At 64.1% G+C, this 21,021-nt stretch carries 14 protein-coding genes; 5 read left to right on the forward strand and 9 right to left on the reverse strand.

The features are described from left to right. Positions 1–59: 59 nt before the first annotated feature. The 6 genes from llg_RS19410 to llg_RS19435 all read right to left on the reverse strand — a co-directional run bounded on the left by llg_RS19410 (position 60) and on the right by llg_RS19435 (position 8,503). Positions 60–3,422 (reverse strand): DEAD/DEAH box helicase, encoded by a 3,363-nt coding sequence (locus llg_RS19410; protein WP_338286632.1) that lies wholly within the window; start codon positions 3,420–3,422, stop codon positions 60–62. A 367-nt stretch (positions 3,423–3,789) separates the two neighbouring features. Further along, the gene (locus tag llg_RS19415) at positions 3,790–4,716 is read right to left on the reverse strand and encodes a metal ABC transporter permease (RefSeq protein WP_338286634.1); all 927 of its coding nucleotides are present in this window, start codon (positions 4,714–4,716) and stop codon (positions 3,790–3,792) included. Next, positions 4,713–5,999 (reverse strand): iron chelate uptake ABC transporter family permease subunit, encoded by a 1,287-nt coding sequence (locus tag llg_RS19420; protein ID WP_338286636.1) that lies wholly within the window; start codon positions 5,997–5,999, stop codon positions 4,713–4,715. The genes llg_RS19415 and llg_RS19420 overlap by 4 nt, the downstream gene beginning before the upstream one ends. Continuing rightward, the gene (locus llg_RS19425; RefSeq protein ID WP_338286638.1) at positions 5,996–6,760 is read right to left on the reverse strand and encodes a metal ABC transporter ATP-binding protein; all 765 of its coding nucleotides are present in this window, start codon (positions 6,758–6,760) and stop codon (positions 5,996–5,998) included. Before llg_RS19425 ends, llg_RS19420 begins: the two co-directional genes overlap by 4 nt. Positions 6,761–6,782: 22 nt before the next feature. Next, positions 6,783–7,559: a transporter gene (locus tag llg_RS19430; RefSeq protein WP_338286640.1), complete on the reverse strand. Its 777-nt coding sequence runs from the start codon at positions 7,557–7,559 to the stop codon at positions 6,783–6,785. Continuing rightward, positions 7,559–8,503 carry a zinc ABC transporter substrate-binding protein gene (locus llg_RS19435; protein ID WP_338286641.1) on the reverse strand — a complete coding sequence of 315 codons (945 nt, stop codon included), beginning with the start codon at positions 8,501–8,503 and terminating at the stop codon, positions 7,559–7,561. Before llg_RS19435 ends, llg_RS19430 begins: the two co-directional genes overlap by 1 nt. A gap of 198 nt (positions 8,504–8,701) precedes the next feature. Here llg_RS19435 and llg_RS19440 point away from each other — a divergent pair, with 198 nt between their 5' ends. Beyond that, the gene (locus llg_RS19440; protein WP_338286643.1) at positions 8,702–9,937 is read left to right on the forward strand and encodes a metallophosphoesterase family protein; all 1,236 of its coding nucleotides are present in this window, start codon (positions 8,702–8,704) and stop codon (positions 9,935–9,937) included. A gap of 9 nt (positions 9,938–9,946) precedes the next feature. Here the strand turns inward: llg_RS19440 and llg_RS19445 are convergent, their stop codons facing one another. Then, the gene (locus llg_RS19445; protein ID WP_338286644.1) at positions 9,947–11,935 is read right to left on the reverse strand and encodes a DUF3160 domain-containing protein; all 1,989 of its coding nucleotides are present in this window, start codon (positions 11,933–11,935) and stop codon (positions 9,947–9,949) included. Between llg_RS19445 and llg_RS19450 the strand changes: the two genes are divergently transcribed. The 4 genes from llg_RS19450 to nusB all read left to right on the forward strand — a co-directional run bounded on the left by llg_RS19450 (position 11,928) and on the right by nusB (position 15,015). Further along, the gene (locus tag llg_RS19450) at positions 11,928–12,149 is read left to right on the forward strand and encodes a hypothetical protein (protein ID WP_338286645.1); all 222 of its coding nucleotides are present in this window, start codon (positions 11,928–11,930) and stop codon (positions 12,147–12,149) included. The genes llg_RS19445 and llg_RS19450 overlap by 8 nt on opposite strands. Positions 12,150–12,169: 20 nt before the next feature. Beyond that, entirely contained in the window at positions 12,170–13,375 is a 1,206-nt protein-coding gene (locus llg_RS19455; RefSeq protein WP_338286647.1) for a bifunctional 3,4-dihydroxy-2-butanone-4-phosphate synthase/GTP cyclohydrolase II, read from the forward strand. A gap of 232 nt (positions 13,376–13,607) precedes the next feature. Continuing rightward, positions 13,608–14,126 carry a 6,7-dimethyl-8-ribityllumazine synthase gene (ribH, locus tag llg_RS19460; protein WP_338286648.1) on the forward strand — a complete coding sequence of 173 codons (519 nt, stop codon included), beginning with the start codon at positions 13,608–13,610 and terminating at the stop codon, positions 14,124–14,126. Beyond that, on the forward strand, positions 14,119–15,015 hold the full coding sequence (nusB, locus tag llg_RS19465; protein ID WP_338286650.1) for a transcription antitermination factor NusB: 897 nt from the start codon (positions 14,119–14,121) through the stop codon (positions 15,013–15,015). The genes ribH and nusB overlap by 8 nt, the downstream gene beginning before the upstream one ends. A 66-nt stretch (positions 15,016–15,081) precedes the next feature. On the opposite strand, the gene llg_RS19470 is transcribed toward nusB, so the two are convergent. Continuing rightward, positions 15,082–18,801 carry a LamG-like jellyroll fold domain-containing protein gene (locus tag llg_RS19470; protein ID WP_338286651.1) on the reverse strand — a complete coding sequence of 1,240 codons (3,720 nt, stop codon included), beginning with the start codon at positions 18,799–18,801 and terminating at the stop codon, positions 15,082–15,084. Positions 18,802–19,152: 351 nt separating this feature from the next. Then, on the reverse strand, positions 19,153–20,301 hold the full coding sequence (locus tag llg_RS19475; RefSeq protein WP_338286653.1) for a glycosyl hydrolase family 8: 1,149 nt from the start codon (positions 20,299–20,301) through the stop codon (positions 19,153–19,155). Between the last annotated feature and the right edge of the window lie 720 nt (positions 20,302–21,021).

Genomic DNA, 21,021 nt, shown 5'->3' on the forward strand with positions numbered 1-21,021 from the left:
CACCGGTTGTCCGCCGCGGGTGATTTCAAGAACGGGACAGGAATGTCACTACTCCTTGGTTAAGCTTGCTCCTCGTCCTCGCCGCCGTGGTTGAGGATGAACTGGAGGTCTTCCAGTCCCAGGTTCGAGGCGAAGCCTTCGTCGCCGAGCACGTTGGTGACGAGCTGGGTCTTCTGGTGCTGGAGAATACGGATCTTCTCTTCCACCGTGTCGCGGGTGAGGAGACGATACGCGATGACCTTGTTCTTCTGGCCGATACGGTGCGTACGGTCGATGGCCTGGTTTTCCACCGCCGGGTTCCACCACGGATCGTAGAGGATGACGTAGGAGGCCGAGGTCAGGTTCAGACCGGCGCCACCGGCCTTCAGCGAGAGCATGAAGACGGACGGATCCTTGGTCGTCTGGAAGCGCTCGATCTCGCCCTTGCGGTCCTTGGTCTGGCCGGTGAGGTAATGGAACGGGCGGGCTTCCAGCTCGAGGCGGGCCTTGATGAGGTCCAGCATCGAGACGAACTGGGAGAACACGAGCACCTTGTGGCCTTCCTCGTGGAGCTGGTCCAGGAGGTAGAACAGGGACTCCATCTTGGCCGACTCTTCCTTGAGATACTTCGGATCGATGAGGCCCGGGTGGCAGCAGATCTGGCGCAGGCGCATCAGACCCTGGAGAATGGCGAAGGAGTTCTTCTTCACCGCTTCGTCCGAGTCCAGGCCGAGCAGCGCCTTCTGGATGCGCTTGAGCTCCGCCTTGTAGAGCTCCTGCTGGATGTTCTCCATCTTCGAGTAAACCTCCTCTTCGGTTCGCGGCGGCAGGTCCTGGGCCACCTGCAGCTTGGTGCGGCGGAGCAGGAACGGACGCAGGCGGGAGGCCAGGCGGTTCTGGGAGAGCGGGTCCTTGCGCTTGTCGAAGCGCTTCTTGAAGTAGGCGCGGCTGCCGAGCACGCCGGGCATGGCGAAGGCCATGAGCGACCACATGTCGAGCAGGCGGTTTTCGATCGGCGTACCGGTGAGGACCAGGCGGTTCTCGGACTCCAGCTCGCGGGCGCACTTGGCGGCCTTCGAGTCCGGGTTCTTGATCTGCTGGCCTTCGTCGAGGATGACCGTCAGCCACTTGATCTGGTTCAACAGGTCGCCGCAGACGCGGAGCTGGGCGTAGTTGAGGATCAGGACGTCGACGTTGTTCTGGATGTACTCCACGTCGAGGTCCTCGCGGTTGCGGAGGATCTTCGCGTGCAGCTCGGGTGCGAACTTGCCGGCTTCGCTCTGCCAGACGTCGAGCACCGACTTCGGACAGACGACGAGCACCGGCATCTTGATCTTCTTCGCGGCCTTCGCCTCATCGCGGAGCCACAGGATGTAGGTGATCGATTGGATCGTCTTACCGAGACCCATGTCGTCCGCGAGGATGCCGCCGAAGCCGTTGGTGGCGAGGTAGGCGAGGAACCGGTAACCATCCACCTGGTAGGGGCGGAGGGTGGCGTTCAGGTTCGTCGGCACTTCCGGCATCACTTCGAGCTGGATGTCGCCCGCGCGATCCTTGATGCGCTTCCACGCCTTCGGATCGAAGACCTCGGCCGCCTTGGGATCGGCGAGCTGGAGAGCGTGCATGCGGTGGGTCTCACCGGAAAGGTCGAACGGATCGAGCCCGAGACGGGTGACGGCCTCGCGCTGGTCGGCGTCGAGCTTGATTTCGAGGCGCATCCACGAGCCATCGTCCATGCGGACGTAGCCACCGCGGGCGGCGACGAGCTGACGGATCTGGGCCTTGGAGAGGTTGACGCCCTGGACGTCGATGACGATGCGGAGGTCGAACCAGTCGATCTCCTGGTTCACCACCTCGAAGCGGACCGCGGCGGTGACCGGGTCGTTCAGGATCGACTTCAGGCGCAGGTCGATGTCGAGGTCGACCGCCTCCGGCATCGCCTTGATCCATTCCGCGAATTTCTCCGGGAACTGCTTGGTGATGCGGGTCTTGAAGGACAGGAGCTTCTCGTCGTAGGTGAGGCCCATCTCCTCGAGGAGGCCCGGCACCGGATAGAGGTCCTCACGGGCGAAGCGCAGGAGCTGCTTGCCCTTGACCGGCTGCTGCTCGACGAGCTCCCAGCCTTCCTTGGTCATGCGTTCGACGCGGCGGCCCTTCGTCTCGATGGCCGTCACGTCGATGACGAGGTGCTCGGTCTCGGCGGCGGTGAGGCCGGCCACGAGCTTCATCTCGAACTTCGGCTTCAGCTCCAGATCGAGCACTCGCTTCTTCAGCGACTCGGGAAGCGAAGCCCCGATCTTGCGGAGGAATTCCACGCCTTCCAGCGAGTCGATCACGCGCCGGGGAATGAGGTAGCGCGGCATCACGTCCGTCTCCTCCAGCCAACGCGGCGGGCCGGGGAACACGGTTTCGTCGGATTGATAGAGCTCCTTGCGACCCGGCAGCAGGCGCACCGAGTGGGAGACGTTCTCCCCGGCGGCGGTCACGAGCTGCAGCGCGAAGCTATTGGAATCGTATGGATCGTCCTCGCACACCCAGCTCAGGGCGTCGGTGACGACCTTGAAATCCTTGTCGTCCAGGTTCACCAGGTAGCCCTTCAGGGCCGGCTGGCGGAACAGGCGGTTCATGAAGCGGCAGGACTCCTCGGCGTCGAAATCGAGGGTCGTATCACCGTTCTGGCGGTAGAAGGACAGGAAGTGCTCCCACAGGATCTGGCTGGAGGCATCCATGCGCAGCGCGGCTTCCTGATAGAGGGAGACGTAGGCTTCGATGTCGTTTTTCTCGCGGAGCTGGATCCAGACACCGGCCTTCTCCTCCTTCACTTCGAGGCGGCCTTCATTGATGGTGGCCACCAGGCGGAAGGCCACATTGAGCGGAGCGTCCTGCGGCGGACGCTCGTTGACCTGCTCGATGCGGTCGTACCAGGCCGCGACCTCGCGCTCCTGCTCCCAATCCGCCATCTTCTTCTGAACGGCGGACAGGTCCGTGATCACGTTCATGAACTCCGGATACGGCAGCTTCCGCTTGTAGAAGGCGTAGGCGATGTAGTTCCAGAATTCCAGGATGTCACCCGGCGGCATCGGCCACAGTTCGAGCGGCTCGTAGGTGGTGATTTCCCAGCGCGGCGTGATGCGGACCATGTCGTGGTCATGCAGCTCGCCTTCGATCACGTAGCGGCGGTAGCGCTTCTCGATTTTGGTGACGAAGTCCGCCTCCTTGTCGTCCAGCTCGCGGCCGAGCTTGTCCTCGATGATGTCGAGAACGGGCGTGTCATCGAATTCGTTCGGCGATTCCGGCAGGTCCTCGCCGCGGTGCATGCGCTCCATCATCGTCGCGTACTGGCACGCGCCGGCGATGATCTCGTCTTCCGCCGTACAGGAGCCGAACCAGCGGTTGCCCTGAAGACGGAGGCTGGTGCGGAACACACCGGTCTCATCCTCCACACGGCCTTGGATGAAGAGATGGTTACCGAAAATCTGAGTGACAGCGCCCTCCCGTTGAAGGAGTTCACCACGCTTCCGGGCCTCTTCAGGAAAGCTGTTCAGGAAATTTAAGGTCGCTCTGTCTGGATTCATCGCTGGAATGTTCGAAACCGGGGTGGAGACGCAATTCCACCGGGACGACCTGACGCGGTCGTCCCGGCGGAATTGCGGGGGCGCAACCGGAATTGCGGGGCGCAACGATAGGCACCTGTTCTGAAATCCCGCAACAAAAAGTCTATGCGCTTCTCGTGCGGGAAATCCCCTACTCCCTCTCCACTCGTCACCGCGTGCGCCGCCAGCCGGAGAGGGGATGAAAAACACCGCTGTTCTAACGAACCGCCTTCTTCCGCCATTTCTTCGGGCGGATCAGGCCATCCATCGGCCCGAACAGCCAAGCCATGCAAAACAGGAAGGCCCCCGCCAGCACGATCGCCGCCGCCACGTTGCAATTCAACGCCATGGCCAGATAGAGGCCGCCCACGCTCGACGCCAATGCATGCAATCCGGAGACCAGCAGCACGCCGGGCACCCGTTTCGCGCACAACAGGGCCGTCGCCCCCGGAAGGATCAGCAGGGCCACCGCCAGCACCGCGCCGACCGCTTGGAACGAGACCACCACCACGACCGACACCGCGGCCATCAGCAGCACATTGCTCCACCCGGGCCGGAATCCGGTGGTCCGGGCATGGGCGGGGTCGAACGATCCCAACAGCAGCGGCCGATAGGCGATCAGAAGGAAGGCTCCCATCACGACGGAAGTCACCATGGCGGTGATCGTCACCCGCGGAACCTCCAGACGGCCAATTGCCACCGACGCCCCATGGACCGCGGTTTCCAGGCTGCCGAAAAGCACGCAATCCGGGTCCAGATCGACCTTCGCCGCATAGGTCCGCAGCAGCAGCACGCCACCGGCGAAGAATGCGGTAAAGGCGATGCCCGTGGCGGCGTCCTCCCGGATGCCCGCCCCGCGCCGGAGCGCCTCAATCGTCAGCATCACCAGCAAACCCGCCCCGGCGGCCCCCACCACCAGCAGCGGCGAGTCCAGCGAGCCGGTGAACAGGAAGGCGATCACGATCCCAGGCAACACGCTATGGCTGATGGCGTCCCCCGCCAGCGCCATCCGGCGCAGCACCAGGAACACCCCAGGCAGGGCCGAGGCCAGCGCCACGAAAAAGGAGGTGGCCACCAACCAGCAGGTCGATTCCGAGCGCCAGGGCAGCGCCCACCATTCCGGATCGAAAATGTCCGCGGTCATGAGTGCCCTCCTTTCCCGTCCTGGCCCACCGTGGGAATCGGGCGGCCGTGGGGGTCGCATTCGGGGAAATCGAGGACCTCCTCCAAGCGGCGCACCTCGTCCTCGCCAATGAAATGCTCCACCCGCTCGGCATCCTCGTGGACGTGGTCCGCGGCATAGGAAGCCCGGTCCGTGAGGTAGCGTTCCCACAGGCGGTGGTTGCGCACGATCTCCTCGGCCCGGCGGCGGCCGGTCGGCGTGAGCAGCAGCCCGGTGCGGTCGTCAGTCCAGATCGCATCGCGGCCCGCCACCAAACGCCCCACCCCGCGGGCAAGCGCCGTCACCGGACGGCCGTCGCGTTTCGAAAGCTCCAGCAGGGTCACACCATCGTGGCGGAAGCCCCCCTCCTCCATCACCCGGAAGATCGATTTCAGGAGATTCTCACGGGCGATCCGGCGGCGCATTTTCCAATGCCGCCAGGCATGCGCCAGCACCCCATCCCGCGGCGCGAACAGGGACACCACGGCGAAGGCCACGCAAACGGAAAGCGCCATCACCGGACCGGTGGGCAGCCCCGTGCGCACCCCGGAGATCCACACGCCGGTGGAGGCCGAAGCCGCTCCGATCAGGCAGGAAGCGGTGACCACCCGTCCGAAACGGTGGCTCAGCTTCAAGGCGGCGGCCGCCGGAGCGATCAACATCGCGCTGATCAGCACCACGCCCACCGCCTGCATCGCCACCACGATGGAGGCGGACAGGAGGAAATAGAACAGGCGGTCCAACCACTGGACCGGATAGCCGAGGAGCCGCGAGAAACCGGCGTCGAAGGCGGTGACATGCAGCAACCGGAACAGCAACCCGACCACCGACAGCGTCAGCGCCGTGACCACTGCCAGCAAACGCAGATCCCGCTGGTCGATCGCGGCGGCCTGCCCATAAAGATAAGCCTGCACGCCGGATGGCTGGTGGATCGAGATCATCGCGATGCCCGCGGCGAAGAACACGGACAGGACGATCCCGAGCGCCGCATCCGGTTTCAGCCGGGTGGTGCGCTGGATCGCATGCATCACCGCGCTGCCCGCCATCCCGGCGAGCAAGGCCGCGGCCAGCACCACCAGCGGGTCACGCTGGGTGTTCCACACCAGTCCCGCCACGATGCCGGGCAGCACGGCGTGGGACAGCATGTCTCCGGTGAGGGCCATGCGCCGCACGACCACGAAGGCCCCGAGCGTGCCGCAGCACAGCCCGAGCAGGAGCGCCGCGGCCAGCGCGGTGCCAAAGGCGGTATGGAGCCACTCCGTCATGACCGGGGTCCACGCGCCGCGCGATCCGCGACCTGGCTGAGAAGGGTGAGGCGACCGCCGTAGGTCTTGTCCAGCAACTCCGGCGTGAACACGTCCGCCGTGTCCCCGAAGGCCACCAGGTTCAGGTTCAGGAGCATCATCATGTCGAAATAACGCTCCGCGGTGTGCAGGTCGTGGTGGACGACGAGCACCGTCTTGCCGCGATCCCGCATTTCACGCAGCAACTCGACGATCGCGCGCTCGGTGGCGGCATCGACCCCGGCGAAGGGCTCGTCCATCAGGTAAAGATCCGCCTCCTGCGCCAAAGCGCGGGCGAGGAACACCCGCTGCTGCTGGCCACCGCTGAGCTCGCCGATCTGGCGGTCCGCGAAGGGCGTCATCCCCACCTTGTCCAGCGCCGCCCGGGCTCGCTCGTGCTCCGCCTTGCCGGGCCGCTTGAACCACCCGAGCGAACCGTAGGTGCCCATCAGCGCCACATCCGCCACGGTGACCGGGAAGTCCCAGTCCACGCTCTCGCGCTGCGGCACGTAGCCGACGCGCCGCAGCGATTGCTCCAGCGGCTTACCGAAGATCTCGACACGGCCGCCGGAGGGTTTCACCACCCCCATCACCGCCTTCAGCATGGTGGACTTGCCGGCACCGTTCGGGCCGATGATGCCGACCAGCCGGCCGGGCGGAACGACCACATCCACCCCGTAAAGCACCGGCTGGTGCCGGTAGCTAACGGAGAGATCGTGGGTCTCGAGAGCGGGTTCGTTCATGGACGGAGATTCAAACGCGATATTAGAAACGGAAGGTGACGCCCTGGAACAGGCCGAAGTCCTCCGCCGCGTCGTTGAGGCCCACGGTAAAACCGACGTCCCATTGCAGGTTCTCGGTCTGGCCCCAGGTCAGGCCCGCGCTGGCGGTGGCCTCGTAGCTGCCGTGGCCGGTGTTTCCGATGTATTCGACGTAAAGGCCGAGCGAATCCGTGAGATCGAAACCGAGCACCGCCGTATGGACGAAATCCCACTCGTGGCGGCCCTTGTCGGAGTCCCACACGCGATCCACTTCCGCCATCAGGCCGAGGCCCATGCCGTCGCACAGTTCGATCGAAAGCGGAGCGATGAGCCCCCCTTCCCACTCGCCGGTGCTGACCTCGGTTTGGGTCGGGATCGAAACGAAGGGCATCAGGCCGAACGCGGTCTTGCCGCCGTCATTGCCCCACAGGTTCTGCTTCCAGCGCACCTCGATGTCGCCGAAGCCCTCGGCGCGGTCGGTCATGCCGAAACCCTTGGCACGCTCGGTGACCCACGGACGCAGCACCAGTTGAAGGTCGCTGCACTCGGTGATGCCGAACTTCACGTTGGTTTCACCAAGCGTCCACGTCTCGGTGGTGATGCCCGCGTCCTTGTCACGGGTGAAGCTCCAGAAACTGGATTCGAGCTGGATCGCGCCGGGCTCGACAGTCACCGGGCTCTCGGTGGTGTCCGGGCGGTCGGGCGAAAGCTCGCGCTTGAACTCGGCGGCGGTGGCGAAGGCGGCGGTGGCCGCGAAGGCGAGGATGGTTTGGCGGATCATTACTTCAGGCCTTCCACGATGGCGTTGATGTTGTGCTTCTGCATGCCGATGTAGGTGCCCTGGTCGTAGGTCTCACCGTTCATCGTCTCGGTGTCGCCGGGCTTGCCCATGGCGTCGGAGAAGAGCTGGAACTTCGAGATCTGCGCGCCCGCCTCGGCGGCGACGGCGGAGATACCCTTGGCGTTCACCGAGGACTCGGAGAACAATGTGCGGATGCCGCGGCCACGGATGAAGGACACGAGCTGCTCGCGGTCCTTGATGCCGGCTTCCGCCACGGTGGAAACGCCCTGCAGGCCGCGCACGTCGAAACCGAAACCCTTGCCGAAGTAGAAGAACGCGTCGTGGCTGGTCACCAGCACCCGCTTGTCCGCCGGGATTTCCGCGATCCGCGTCTTGGACCAGGCGTTAAGCGCCTCCAGTTCCTTCTTGTAGGTCTCGCCGCGCTCACGGTAGCCCGCGGCCCCCTCCGGGTCCGCCTTCGAAAGCGTTTCGATCACCGGATCGACGGTCTTCACCCACAGCGAGGAATCCCCCCACACGTGCGGGTCCTTGGTGCCCTCGAAACCTTCCTGCGGGGCGAGCAGGCTGCCCTCGGGAATGCCGCTGGTCACCGGCACCACCACCCGGCCGCGCTTGGCCATGGCTTCCAGGGTTTCCTGCATCTTTCCTTCCAGATGGAGGCCGCCGTAAAAGACGACATCGGCCTTCTCCAGCGAGGTGGAGTCTTCCAGCTTCGGCACGTAGTTGTGCGGGTCGACGCCCGGCCCCATCAGGCCCTTCACCTTCACGCGGTCACCGCCCACGCGGCTCACTAGGTCCGTCACCATCGTCACCGTGGTGGTGACCTGCAGTTGCTTCCCTTCCGAGCGGGATTTCTCCGGCGAGCAGCCGGTCAAGCCCAGCGCGACCGCCAGCGCGGCCAACCATCCAGTCGTTCGTGTCATGGGCGGCAACCTAGGCACGAACCGACCCGCCTCAAGCCAAATTTTAGCCTCAGCTAATTTTAATTCCAATCAGCATGATTCATTTCCACCCGGAATTTTATTACCCAAAGGAATATTGCCCGGTAGATTCGGCAAAATGCCAGAGATCGCGGTCGTCCATCCATCGCCAATCCAGCCGGAATCGCGCTACCTTGGAGCATGCATCTCTCCCGTCGTTCCCTGCTGAAGCAAGCCGGCCTGCTGGCCACCGTCCTCCCGCTGAGCCGCGCCTTGGGAGCCGATGGCCCCGCCCCGGAACCGCTACCGGACGTGCTGCTCCCCTACCTCCAGAACCCGGGACCGGACGCGATGAGCGTGTGCTTCCTCGCCCAGAAAGCCACCGCTGTGAAGGTGGCGGTGGTGAAGGACGGCCAATCGAAGCTGGTGGAGTTCGACGCCACCGGCACCCCGATCCCCGGCACGCCCTGGACCTTCTGGAAATCCCGCCTCACCAAACTCCAGCCCGGCACCGCCTATCGCTACCAAGTGCGCCATACCACTGGCGAAGCGAAGGCAACGACCCCGACCTACACCTTCCGGACCTTCGACCCGAAGGCACCCGAGGTCCGCGTGGCAGTCTTCAATGACATCCACAACCACCTCGACACCTTCGAGGCCGCCCTCGCGAACCTGAAACCGGACGACTTCCAGTTCAGCATCTTCAACGGCGACATGATCAACGACCCGAGCGCAGCCGACGGGGCCTCGGTCGTGTTCCGCCTCTGGAACGACTACGTCCGCATCCTCGATGGCTCGCAGAAGCCGATCGTCTTCATCCGCGGCAACCACGAACTGCGCGGCAGCTTCAGCAAGAAACTCGCCTACATGTTCGACCTGCCGCATCTCGACGCCGCCGCCCCGGAGGAAGACCAGCAGTGGCAGTTCGCCTTCAATGCCGGGCCGGTCCATTTCACCTTCATGGACACCGGCGAGGACGACTCCCCCACCACCGATCCCACCAGCTACAAACGCCCGCGCTTCTGGGAGGCCTTCCGCCGCAAGCAAACGGCGTGGCTCGACCAGCACCTCGCCACGCCCGCGGTGAAGGACTCGCGGCACCGCGTGTTCGTCGCCCACATCCCGCTCCACGATCCCACCGGCGATTACTCGATCGTCTCCCGCGACGAGTGGAGCCAGCGGATTGCCACCGCGAAGTTCGACCTCATGCTCGCCGGCCACGACCACGCGTGGAAATACCTGCCGGAGAAAAAGCCCTTCACCATCGCCAAGGGCCCGGAAACCGACACCCCGCCGATCCCGGTCCTCATCGGCGGCGGCCCGGCGATGAAACAGGGCACGGTGATCCTGCTCACCGCGGATTCCAAGGGCCTGCGCACCAAGATGTTCGCCTCCGACGGCGGCAAGGTGCTGCACGAGGGCAGCTACAAGGCGTAATAGCCCCCGCTATTTCACCATCAGCGGCTGCATCCAATCGGGAGAGGCGGGTGGATTCGCGCCATCGAGCATCACCTTCCACTCTCCATCGGTGAGATGACGGTCCGAGCGGAACTCATGGAAAGGCAAGATCGCGCCCGTGCATTCGATCTCTTCGTTTTTCCACGGATATAGCACCCGGATCTCACGCGGACGTCCCACCGCTCCCATCAGCATCCCCTGCCCCGGTTGGTTGAATACGGGAGCCACCTCCGGTGCGTCGTCGCGGGGGAACTTCCAGCCCTCCGCATCGTAGGACATGATCGAGCCGAGCCGCTCGCCGAACTTCGCGATGACCTCCTCATCCCTGGCATCCAGTTCGATTCCGCGCAGCTCCTTCTGCGAGATGTCTCCGAGGTCGCCACAAAGGACGATCAGATCCAGCCACCGGGCCAACAAGGTGGGAAGGTGGTTGCCTTGCAGCAGTTCGGAGACCCCTTCGAGATCCTTCCCCGCCGCGATTTTTTCCAACACCCCGACGTAGCTGTCCGTGTCCGAAATGTCCACGCCTTCCGCCTTGAGCACCGGCCAGAAGTCCACGAGCATCGAAAACCCCTGCATGCTCTTTTCCTTCAATTCAGGAGAGAGGTTGCCATCGGGCCCGCTCTCCTCTTGATTCTCCCTCATTTTCGAAAGCTCCCGGCACAAGGCGACAGCCTCACGGGCCCTAGCCTGCACATCTTGCTGAGGGGCCAGCGAACCCGCCCTCTCGAAAACCTTGCCCGCATCCGCGGCGAGCCTGCCCACGTGCCGATAGAACTTGGGATTCGGCTCCACGAAACCGTTCGGATGACTGCTGCTGATTCCCAAGGTGATCGCAGCTTCCTGTCGTTGCAGGACAAAGTCGTGGCACAGTTTCACCCATCCGGCCAACTGCGTGTTCGTGCTCTTGGCCACCCAGACATCGGACTTCATGAAAGCCGGAGCCATGGGATCCGGAGCCGCAGTCAGATCCCTCAGACACTCCAGATAACGCGTGTGGAGGTCCTCGGCGGACTCCGACCGCCGGACTTCGCTTGCCTCTTCCGGGAATCGTCTGACACCCAAGGGAGATCCCAGAAACGCCGCCATTTCCAGGGACTCCGGAAACGGTCGCGATTCCGGATCGGTCTCCGACCTGAACAACCGGACATCGATGGTGCATGCCGCCCCGAAGATCACCCTTTTCGGATCGGTCTCCGTCGGTGACGCCAGAATCCTGCGGTAATTCTCCAAATCGAACTCCATCGGATCGACGATTTCAGACACCAGATCCATCGCATCCTTACCACTACTTCCCACCAGCGCCTGAAACACCTCCGACATCTTTTCAAACTCGGGAGCCTTTTGGAATCCCGGCACCATCAACGCCATGGCGGCCACGCTTTCATCTCTCTTCACCGCGAATGGCACCGTCTGCAGCCACCGGAGCGCTCGGAAGTAGCGGCGCAAGGACTCCTGCTCCGCATGGAATCCCGCTGGTTTGAAAACCGCATAGTCCAATCCCACCGCACCCGTCAGGTCGTCCTTCAACCACGCGGGCATGTAGACGCCTTCCGCCTTCTCCACCCGCTTCGCTTCCGCCTCGATCCTTTTGCCAAGCTCGCCCTCCGCCCGCCACTTCCCACCGGCCAATCGTGACGCCACTCCCAGCACGATCTTCGCCCGTTCCAGCCCGGCGACATACTGGGGCTTGGTCATCCCTTCGGGTGCCTTGCGTGGCAGCGATTCCAAGACCCGATCCAAAGCGGAAGGCATCCTGGCGGCGAAGCCTTCTTCCATCTGCCTGAGCGACTGCTGCAGCAACGAATGCCACCCGGCGATCACGCAATCGGTCGTGATGAAGAACGGGCTGTTCTCCGGCTCATACGCTGAAAACACCTGCCGGTAGGTCTTCGGAGTGATGACCACCTTGTCCCGCTGGAACTGCTGCTGTGCCGCCTCCGACAGGGGACGCGGCTCATCCTTGGCAATGGCCACCGCCACCCCAGATAGCATCAGCCATCCCAACCGTCCGACGCATCTTGGCGTTTTCATCATGCTGGAAAAACAGCAATTCACAACACAAGTCAACCAAAAAGCTGGATTTCCAGCACTTCAATTCCAGATCAAGCTGACGGGACATGCCTCCACCTCCATGGAAATAGCCGCTCTCCGGAAGGCTCCCCACATTCGGCGGTTGTCCCGAGGCTAATCCGGGTCTAGATCTCCTCCGTGTCCGAGACCGCATTGGAATTCAGCCCGATTGAAGAAATCATCGCCGAAGTGGCCGCCGGACGGTTGGTCATCGTGGCCGATGATCCGTCCCGCGAGAACGAGGCCGACCTGATCGGGGCTGCCTCGCTCTGCACACCGGAGATGGTCAACTTCATGGCCGTGAACGCCCGCGGCCTGGTCTGCGCGCCGATCACCGCCGAGCGCGTGGAGGCCCTTGAGCTCCCGCCGATGGCCCGCCGCAACAAGGAAGGACACAAGACCGCCTTTACCGTGGCCGTGGATGCCGCCAAAGGCATCAGCACCGGCATTTCCGCTGCCGACCGCGCGCTGGCGATCCGCCTGCTTTCCGATCACACCGCCGGCCCGGATGATTTCGTCCAGCCCGGCCACGTTTTCCCGCTCCAGGCGATGGATGGCGGCGTGCTGCGCCGCGCCGGCCACACTGAAGCCGCTGTGGACCTCGCCCGCCTCGCCGGTCTTCCACCCGCGGGCGTGATCTGCGAGATCATGAACGACGATGGCACCATGGCCCGCGTCGGCCAGCTCGGGGATTATCAGAAGAAGCACGGCTTGAAGGCCTGCACCATCAGCCAGCTCATCGAGTGGCGTCGGAAGTCCGAAAAACTCGTCGAGCGCGAGCAAACGATCCTCCTGCCCACCGACTACGGTGATTTCGACTGCCACCTCTACAAGGTCCACACCGATGGCTCGCACCACCTCGCCCTTTCGAAGGGGCCGATCGATCCGGAAAAGCCGGTGATGGTCCGCGTCCACTCGGAATGCCTGACCGGTGACGTGTTCCTCTCGAAGCGCTGCGATTGCGGCGGCCAGCTCGCGAAGGCGCTGGAGCGCATCTCGGAGGAAGGCGGCGTGCTGCTCTACCTCCGCCAGGAAGGCCGCGGCATCGGCCTGGCCGCGAAAATCCACGCCTACAAGCTCCAGGAGCTCGGCCTCGACACCATCGAGGCCAACGAAAAGCTCGGCTTCGCCTCCGACCTGCGCGACTACGGCATGGGTGCCCAGATCCTCTGTGACCTCGGCGTGCGCCGCATCCGCCTGCTCACGAACAACCCGAAGAAGGTCGTCGGCCTCGGCGGCTACGGGCTGGAAATCGTGGAGCAACTGCCGATCAGCCTGCCCTCCAACCCGCACAACGAGAAGTATCTCGAAACCAAGAAGCTGCGGATGGGCCACACGCTCTGAGCCTTTCTCTTTCCAAGAAACCACGAAAGGCACCAAATTCCACGAAACGGAGGATCCTCCGGAGCCGAGTTCTGATTTCGTGAACCTTCGTGTATTTCGTGGTTCAATGGCCTCGAAGATCATCGCGGTGAAGCTGGTGTAACGTTTTTCTTCCCTCCGGCCTGGACCGCCGGTAGGCTCTCCGCCCCTTCGCCCGGTTGACTTTTCCGTCACCCGCCTTCATATCCCGCCCATGTCGTCGGCTTTGCCACCCAGACCCCGGATCATCGGACCGAAAGTCCGGATCTGCATCGTTGCGTCGAAATACAACGAGCAATTCACCGACGCCCTCGTCGACAACACCGTGGAGGAACTCGGCGTGCTCGTGCCCCAGGCCCGCGTCGACCTGATCCGCGTGCCGGGTGCCTTCGAGATCCCGGTGACCATCGCCAACGTGCTCGACCGCGAACCGCCGGCCTGCGTGATCGCGCTGGGCCTCATCATCCGCGGCGGCACCGACCACGCCGACCAGATCGCGACCTCGATCACCAACTCTCTCCAGCAGCTCGCCCTCGAGTCCAAGCGCCCCGTGATCCACGAGGTGCTGCTCGTGAACGACGAGAAGCAGGCCTACGCCCGCTGCATCGGCGCGAACCTCAACCGCGGCCGTGAAGCCGCCCGCGCCGCCGCCAGCATGATCGATATTTTCATGGAGCTCGACCGTTCCATGCCGAAGCCCACCCCCGTCCGCGCCAACAACCGCAATGCCTAGCCGCCGTCAGATCCGCGAAGCGGTCGTTCAGTTCCTGTATTGCGCCGACCTGGAAGGCGGAGCCGATCCGATCGCGCTGCGCGAGCCGTTCTGGGAATTCATCACCGAGTCCGACCGCCGCAATCTCCAGATCGCGACCTTCCGCACCGTGCACCACTTGGCGCTCGGCCGTGAAACGCGCCTCGAGGAGTTCGTGAGCCGCAAGACCTTGGCGGATGCATTCCTTTCCGCCCGCTTGGAAGCCGAGCGCCTGAAGCTCGAGCTGGCCCGCATCGACGAGCTGGAAGCGAAATGGAGCGCCGCCTTCGACCAGCTCAACCGCATCCCGCGCGATGGCGACGATGACGCGGTGGCGAGCAAGATCGAGGTGGCCCTGCAAGCCCTCTTCAAAATCGACCGCGACCTGGCCACCAGCCGCAAGCGCTTCCTGCTCGGCCTCGAGGACTTCCCCGTGCTGCGCGGCCAATTGGAGGCCGTCGCCGCCACCGTCCGCCGCCTGCAGCGCATCTCCGACCGCCTCCGCATGGTCGAGGCCCCGGAACAATTCCCCGACCAGGCCGATCTCGCGAAACTCCGTGAGTCCCGCTCCGAAATCGCGGCCCTGCGCCACGATTCCGATGCCATGGTCGATGGCATCCTGCGGACCAAGGAGGAGCTCGACGAGCGCCTCGCCAACGTGGTCGACAACTACGTGCCGGAACGTATCGACCCCGTGGACCGCGCGGTGCTGCGCCTCGCGGCCTATGAGATTTTCCACGCCGGCGTGCCGCACAAGGTGGTGATCAACGAGGCCATCGAACTGGCCAAGCGTTTCGGCACCACCGACTCCGGCCGCTTCGTCAATGGCGTGCTCGACCGCTTGGCGAAGGACGCGAGCCCGAGTGCTTGATCCGGAAACGGCGATGCCCGCGCCGGATCGCGCGGGCATCGGAAAGACCGGCTCAGTCCGGCTTGGTCACGGGGTGACCACCAGGCGGCAGAATTTCTTCTGAGCGCCGGAAGGCATGGTGAATTTCACCTGGTTCGGATTGCCCAGGTCGATGCTCGCGTTGGGCGGCACGATGTCCGTCCAGCTACCGGCCGCGAGTGTGTCGGAAACCTGGATCTTGAACGAGGTCACGGTGGCGGAAGGATCGCGCGGCCAGGTGACCACTCCGTTCACGGGAGCCGGCTGGGCCGTGAAGCCCGCGCCATTCGCCCCCATGAAATACTCCACGCCGTTGGAGACGCCATCGCCATCGAAGTCCAGGTTCGCCGCCTGACCACCCGCGTGGGCCGTAGCCCATGCCCCGTAGCCGCCGGAAGCCTGCTGGGAGAGCGTGATCTGGTTTCCTCCGGGACCTTGGTAATACTGCACCACATAGCCCGCGGGCACGCTGGTAAAGGTGCCGGTCAGGCTGCCGGAATATTGAGCGATCACGTACGACGAAGCGGTGAAGCCTCCGGGAAGCACCGAGACCGAAAGGCTCGCGCCGGTGAGATCGAGATCACCGGAAACCAACAAAAGGTCCGATGCGGAGCCGGCAACCTCACAGGCATAGGTGCCGGAGAGAGCCACCGCGGAGGTGCCGAGCGTGCCAGCGCCGTTGCTGCCGGGAGCAATCGTGCCCGCCACCGTCATCACCCCGCCGATCGTGCCGGAGCCGCCGATAGTCCCACCCGACTGCACCGAAACAGTCCCGGGGCCGGTGCCCGAACCGGACGTGTTGTTCACGAGCAACGTGCCCTCGGAGACGGTGGTGCCACCGGTGTAGTTGTTTTCGTAGCCGATCGCGAGGGTCCCGGAACCCGCCTTCACCAGCGAGCCCCCGCCGTCATCGTTGTCCTCGATCTCGACGTTCACCGTCAGGTCCGCAGCCGGACTGGTGGTGACGTCGTTGACGACGAAGGAACGGGCACCGGCGAGCGCAATGCCGGAGTTCCCGGAGGTGCAGGTGGCGGCATTGAGCTCGATCAAGGAGGGACTGTCCCCCACGGTGGCCAAATCCCCATTCAACTGGAAGCTCTCGCCATCGTAGGCATCGCCAGCTCCCGAGTAGTCGAGGTGGATGGTACCTCCATTCAGCGTGATGTTTCCGATGTGGTTGTGGCTTTCCCCGTCAACTCCCGTCGCGGTGCTGCCACCGGACACAACGTTGAGCCTGCCGCCACCCAAGGTGAGGTTGATCGAATTGGCCGCGCTCGGCAGCGAGTTCACGCCATGGAGCTCCAGGATCCCCCCGCTGTTCACGATCACCGTCTGGTTCGCCTTCATGCGGTTGAACTGCTGGGCACCGTCCAGCAACACGGTGCCGGCATTGATGGTGACGATCCCGCCGGGAGTGTTCCGAGCGGCGATGGTGATGGTGCCTGCTCGGTCGAAGAGCTCACTGCCCGCCGCGCCGTTGATGATGCCGGTGGTGGTGACATCTCCGGTGCCCTTGAAGGAGAGCATGCCGGAGGCGAGGGTCGTCGGGGAGGCATAGGTGAAACCCGCGGCGGGATTGAGCCGGAGTTCCCCGCCGGTGATCGTCACGGCATTGGTGCCGGGAATGGAACCGGTGGTGCCATCTCCGATCTGGAGCACGCCGCTCTGCACGTCCGTGAGGCCGGTATAGGTGTTGTCGGTGGCCAGCACGGTGCGGCCATTGCCCTGCATGACCACGCCGGTGTTCCCTGTGATCGGGCTTCCCGTGAGGGTGTAGGTCAGGGTGTTGTTCTTGAAGGTCGTCGCCACCGGGGAGATGGCTCCGGACAACGCGATATTCCCGGACGAGGCGGTGTCATCGAACCGCACGAAGCCGTAGTTCCCGTAGGTGGTCGGCGTGCCGGTGGTGAGGGTCTTCCAACTGGTGGTGATCCCCTCGTCCCATGTGCCGCCGCCTGCCGCGGTCCACACGAATCCCGGCACAATCTGGATGCTCGAGGAAACGGTCAGCGTGTTCACCTCGTTGGTGATGCTGACCGAATAGACGGAGGGCTGCTGGGGATTGGCCGGGTTCACCGTGGCACTCGCCACCGACAAGGTGGTGCCGGTGGCTCCCGGGATATCCACCCCGTCCCGCTTCCACTGGTAGGTGAACGGCGGAGTGCCGGAGGGATCCACGGACAGGGAGAACGCCTGGCCCTCCATGACCTGGCCACTGGGGGTCAACACAGGGTCCGCGGAACTGGGCGGCACCGCTCCCTGCGCCGCCGCGTAGAGCTGCATCACGCGACCGGGAGTGACCGCCTTGTCGAAGACCGCCACCTCGTCGATCACGCCGTGGAAGAAGTCTCCCGCGGTGTTGAAGATTCCGCCACCGCCGATGTTGAACTTGAAGGCATTGTTGCCGTAGGTGGACACGGTGGCATTGCGTGTCCCCACAAGCGTGCCGTTCACGTAGAGCGAATTGTTGGTGCCATTACCGGTCAGCACGATGAAGCCCCAGGTCGAGTCGTCGGCAGGCACGTTGGCCGCCTTGACGTTGCCGCCGGTCGCGTTGATCCAGGCCTCGATGTTCGCCCCGGCATCGGCCTCGCCGAATTCGAGGAGATCGTTCTGCCCGAAGTAACCACCGCGCGTGGAGGGCGAGACGCTGGGGCGTTTCACCCACCCCATCACGGTGAAGGCGGAACGGTCGTTGAGCAGGCTCAGGGCGCTGCCCACGTAGCCATCGATCCCATCGCAGGACACGGCGGTGTTGCCCGATCCCATGCCGGAGAATCCGGAGGAAGAATCCGGGCCGGCCACGTTCACCGTCCCGCCATGGTAGCCCCCGTTCGCCGCGGCACCGAGTGTACCCAGATTGGTGGCCACCGGGATCGTGGGATTGAACACCGGCTCATCGAGACGCCAGTAGCCAAGCGGAGAGTCCGCCGCCACCACCGCGTTGTAGGCCGTGGGCGGCGAGGCGTTCACCCCGTTGTTGTAGTGGGCCAGGACCTGGGCGTCGCTCAAGGCGGCGGTGTAGTAGGCTGGTTCATCAATGCTTCCCTGCCAGACGAAGGCGTCGTCGGACCGGGCTCCCAGCGTGAAGGGCTTGTCGAAATTCGGGGCGAAGGTGGTGGCCGCGCTCGTCGCCTTCAGGGCGCCGTTCACATACAGCTTGCCCACGCCAGCCGCGCTGTCCCACGTGGCCACAACATGGTGCCAACTGCCCGCGGTGACTCCCGCGCCGCTGGTGATGTTCACCGCCGGGGTGGAGCCGTTCAGGTTGTAGGTCCGGAAATTGAATCCGGTGGCGGCGTCGCCTTGGTAAATGAGCCATCCGGCACGGCCGGTGCCGGTGTTCTCGTGGAAACTCGCCGTGGGGCAAACCAGCCCACCCGTGGCCGGAACCGCCGAGGGCTGGATCCACATTTCCACCGAGAACGAGCCCGCGCTGTTGAACTCGGCGTTGTAGGGCAACGCGAAGCCGCGGCCGTTGAAGGTCGCCGCCTTGTTGGCGTTCCCCGGCATGGCGCCGCCTGTGGCGTGGGTAACCGTGGCGCTGTAGAGGGCGTTGCCCGGCGTGCCGAAGCTGCCGATATTCACCGCCGTGTCCTTCGGAGCCGGCGCGGTCACGCCGTCACTGAACTTGTAGTAGGCGATGGGATGTTCGCTGAGGATTTCAGCGGTGTAGTCCGCCCGGGAGGGCAGGATCTGGCAGGCCGCGAGGACCGGGACGAGCAGCGAGGCCCGGATACCGGTACACACGGATCGGGATGGGTTCATGGGTCTTGGGGTTTTCATGCAAATGAACGGAGAGATTCACATGTCCCATGTGAACGAGCCGACGCCCCGCTGCTTCCCCCCGCTTGCCAGGAAACAACCGCCGACCATCATGAAAGCGGTGTTCCAACCCGACGCTCCGGTCCCCCACCCCGTGGGCACGATGAACCGGAAAAATAGACGAAACGCGCTTCATAAGTTACCAATTCACGCACTACAAAGACGCGCCGCGTTTTGCAAGGTGTTGCTGAAGCGAAGCTCTGGAACCCCGATAGATGCTGGAAAATTATTTTATTCCATGCATCTAACATCGTCATCCGGACCCCCTCCGGAACGATTTTTCCGCACCGCGAATCACTCCGCGGGAGAGTCCCAATAATTCCCGCTCATCGCCAGCAGGCACAGCAGGTTCACGGTGTCCTCGTAGTAGGATTGGCGCGTGCTACGGGCTTTGCCGTAGATGGAATCCAGCATCGCCTGCCCTTCCGGATCCAGCATCGCCGCCACGCCGAAGGGCGAGGAGAAGAAGCTGCTGAAGTAGTCACTGCCGGGCAAGGGTGTGCCGTCCAGCTTATACCCCGCCTTGATCTTGCCCGAATCCCCGCCCGTGGAGCGGCGCAGCCACACGGCCATTTTCCGTGCCTGTGCGGTGGACCTGGCGTTGCCATTGAGCAGGCCATCGAGCGCCAGGCGCCATGGGTCGCGGCCGGCATTGTAGAAATACGCGCCATCATGCTCCCCTTCCAGGAACTTCGGTCCCGCGGGTTTCGCGGCGGAGGGCGGATCGGCGTTGATGATGAAATCGGGCAGCAACCCGGTGTCCGGGCTGTGGTTCTTCTGCAACGCGTCCACCACCGCCGAGCAGTTTTCCGCCACCGTATTCCAGACCGGATCGCCGGAAACCTTCGCCCAGACCCGGAAGTGGGACGGCAGAAAGTCCGAGCTGCGCGGGGTGGACTGGTTGGATTTCTTGCCATCGGACGCCACCCAGTTTCCGAGCAGCGGGAGGCGGCTTTGCGGTCCAATACAGCCCTTCAACTGGGCCGCGATCACCCTCTTGGCCTCCTCCAGATACGCAATCGCCCCTCCCTTCCCCCACTGCGCGTGGGCCAGGATCAAGCCCTGCGCGATGTCCGCGTCGCCATCGAAGGCGCTGGTACCCCCGCCGCCATCCGGTGACTCCAAGGGCACCCGCCACTGCATCAGCCCCGGAGTCCGCTTGTCGGGATGGCCCTTTGCGAAAAGAAACAACCCATCGAAAAGCCCCCGCGCCTCCGGATCGTGACCGGCCATGAGCGCCGCGATCACCATCCCGTAGCCCTGCCCTTCGGACACCGTGACCTCCACCTTCGGCGCGGTCTTCCCCATGGCGATCCGATAGAGGGTCTTGCCGGTGGCGGCGTCCTTGCCCGCCTCCTTCACGTAGTCTTTTTTCCAGGCATCGTAGGCAGCCCGGACATCGGTGTCCTGTTGCTCCTGGGTGAATGCGGACGGGCGGATCACCGCGCCCGGATAGCGAGCGTGCGCGGGAAAAGGCCGGGTTTGCGCACCCAGCGGTGCCGTCAACGCCACCGGAAGCAGAAGGGAAAACAGGAAGCGGGTCATGCACTGCGGCTTACGCGTGTTGGGTACGAGCCCTTACACGCCACGAAGTTGTCCGTCCGTCCGCGGAGCCTAGGGGAAACGGACGGACGGACACGGAAGGAGTAGAGCCTTTAGGCGAGGAAGGTCTTCAGTGGGGGCGGAGTCTCGCGACTCTCAATCGCCGGAAACTCCGCGCGAGGAGGGGGAAGATGGATGGACGAACGTGAACGAAGGGAAAGGGAGAGAAGAAGAGAGAGAACGCTATCTCTCTCTATCCCTACGTTCTCCTCCACCTCGCATGCGCCTCCTAACTGACCGCCGCTGGCTCGAAGCGGAATGCCCCCCCGCGTGCCAACCGGGCTTCCACCATCGTCTCTTCCACCGGGACCGCGGACTTCAGTCCGGCCTTTGGCGATGGAGTGGAAACGCTCACCAGCCTCCGCCCCCACTGAAGACCTTCCTCGCCTAAAGGCTCTACTCCTTCAGAATCCGCCGCGATTCGCCCCGCTCCCGAGGCGTCCGTCCGTCCGTTTCCCCTAGGCTCCGCGGACGGACGGACAACCTCTTCCAAGCAAAGCCACCCACCAGCCTCCGCCTCCCGGAAGACCCTCCTCGCCTAAAGGCTCTACTCCTTCGAAT

This window comes from Luteolibacter sp. LG18, from assembly GCF_036322585.1.
Lineage (GTDB): Bacteria > Verrucomicrobiota > Verrucomicrobiia > Verrucomicrobiales > Akkermansiaceae > Luteolibacter.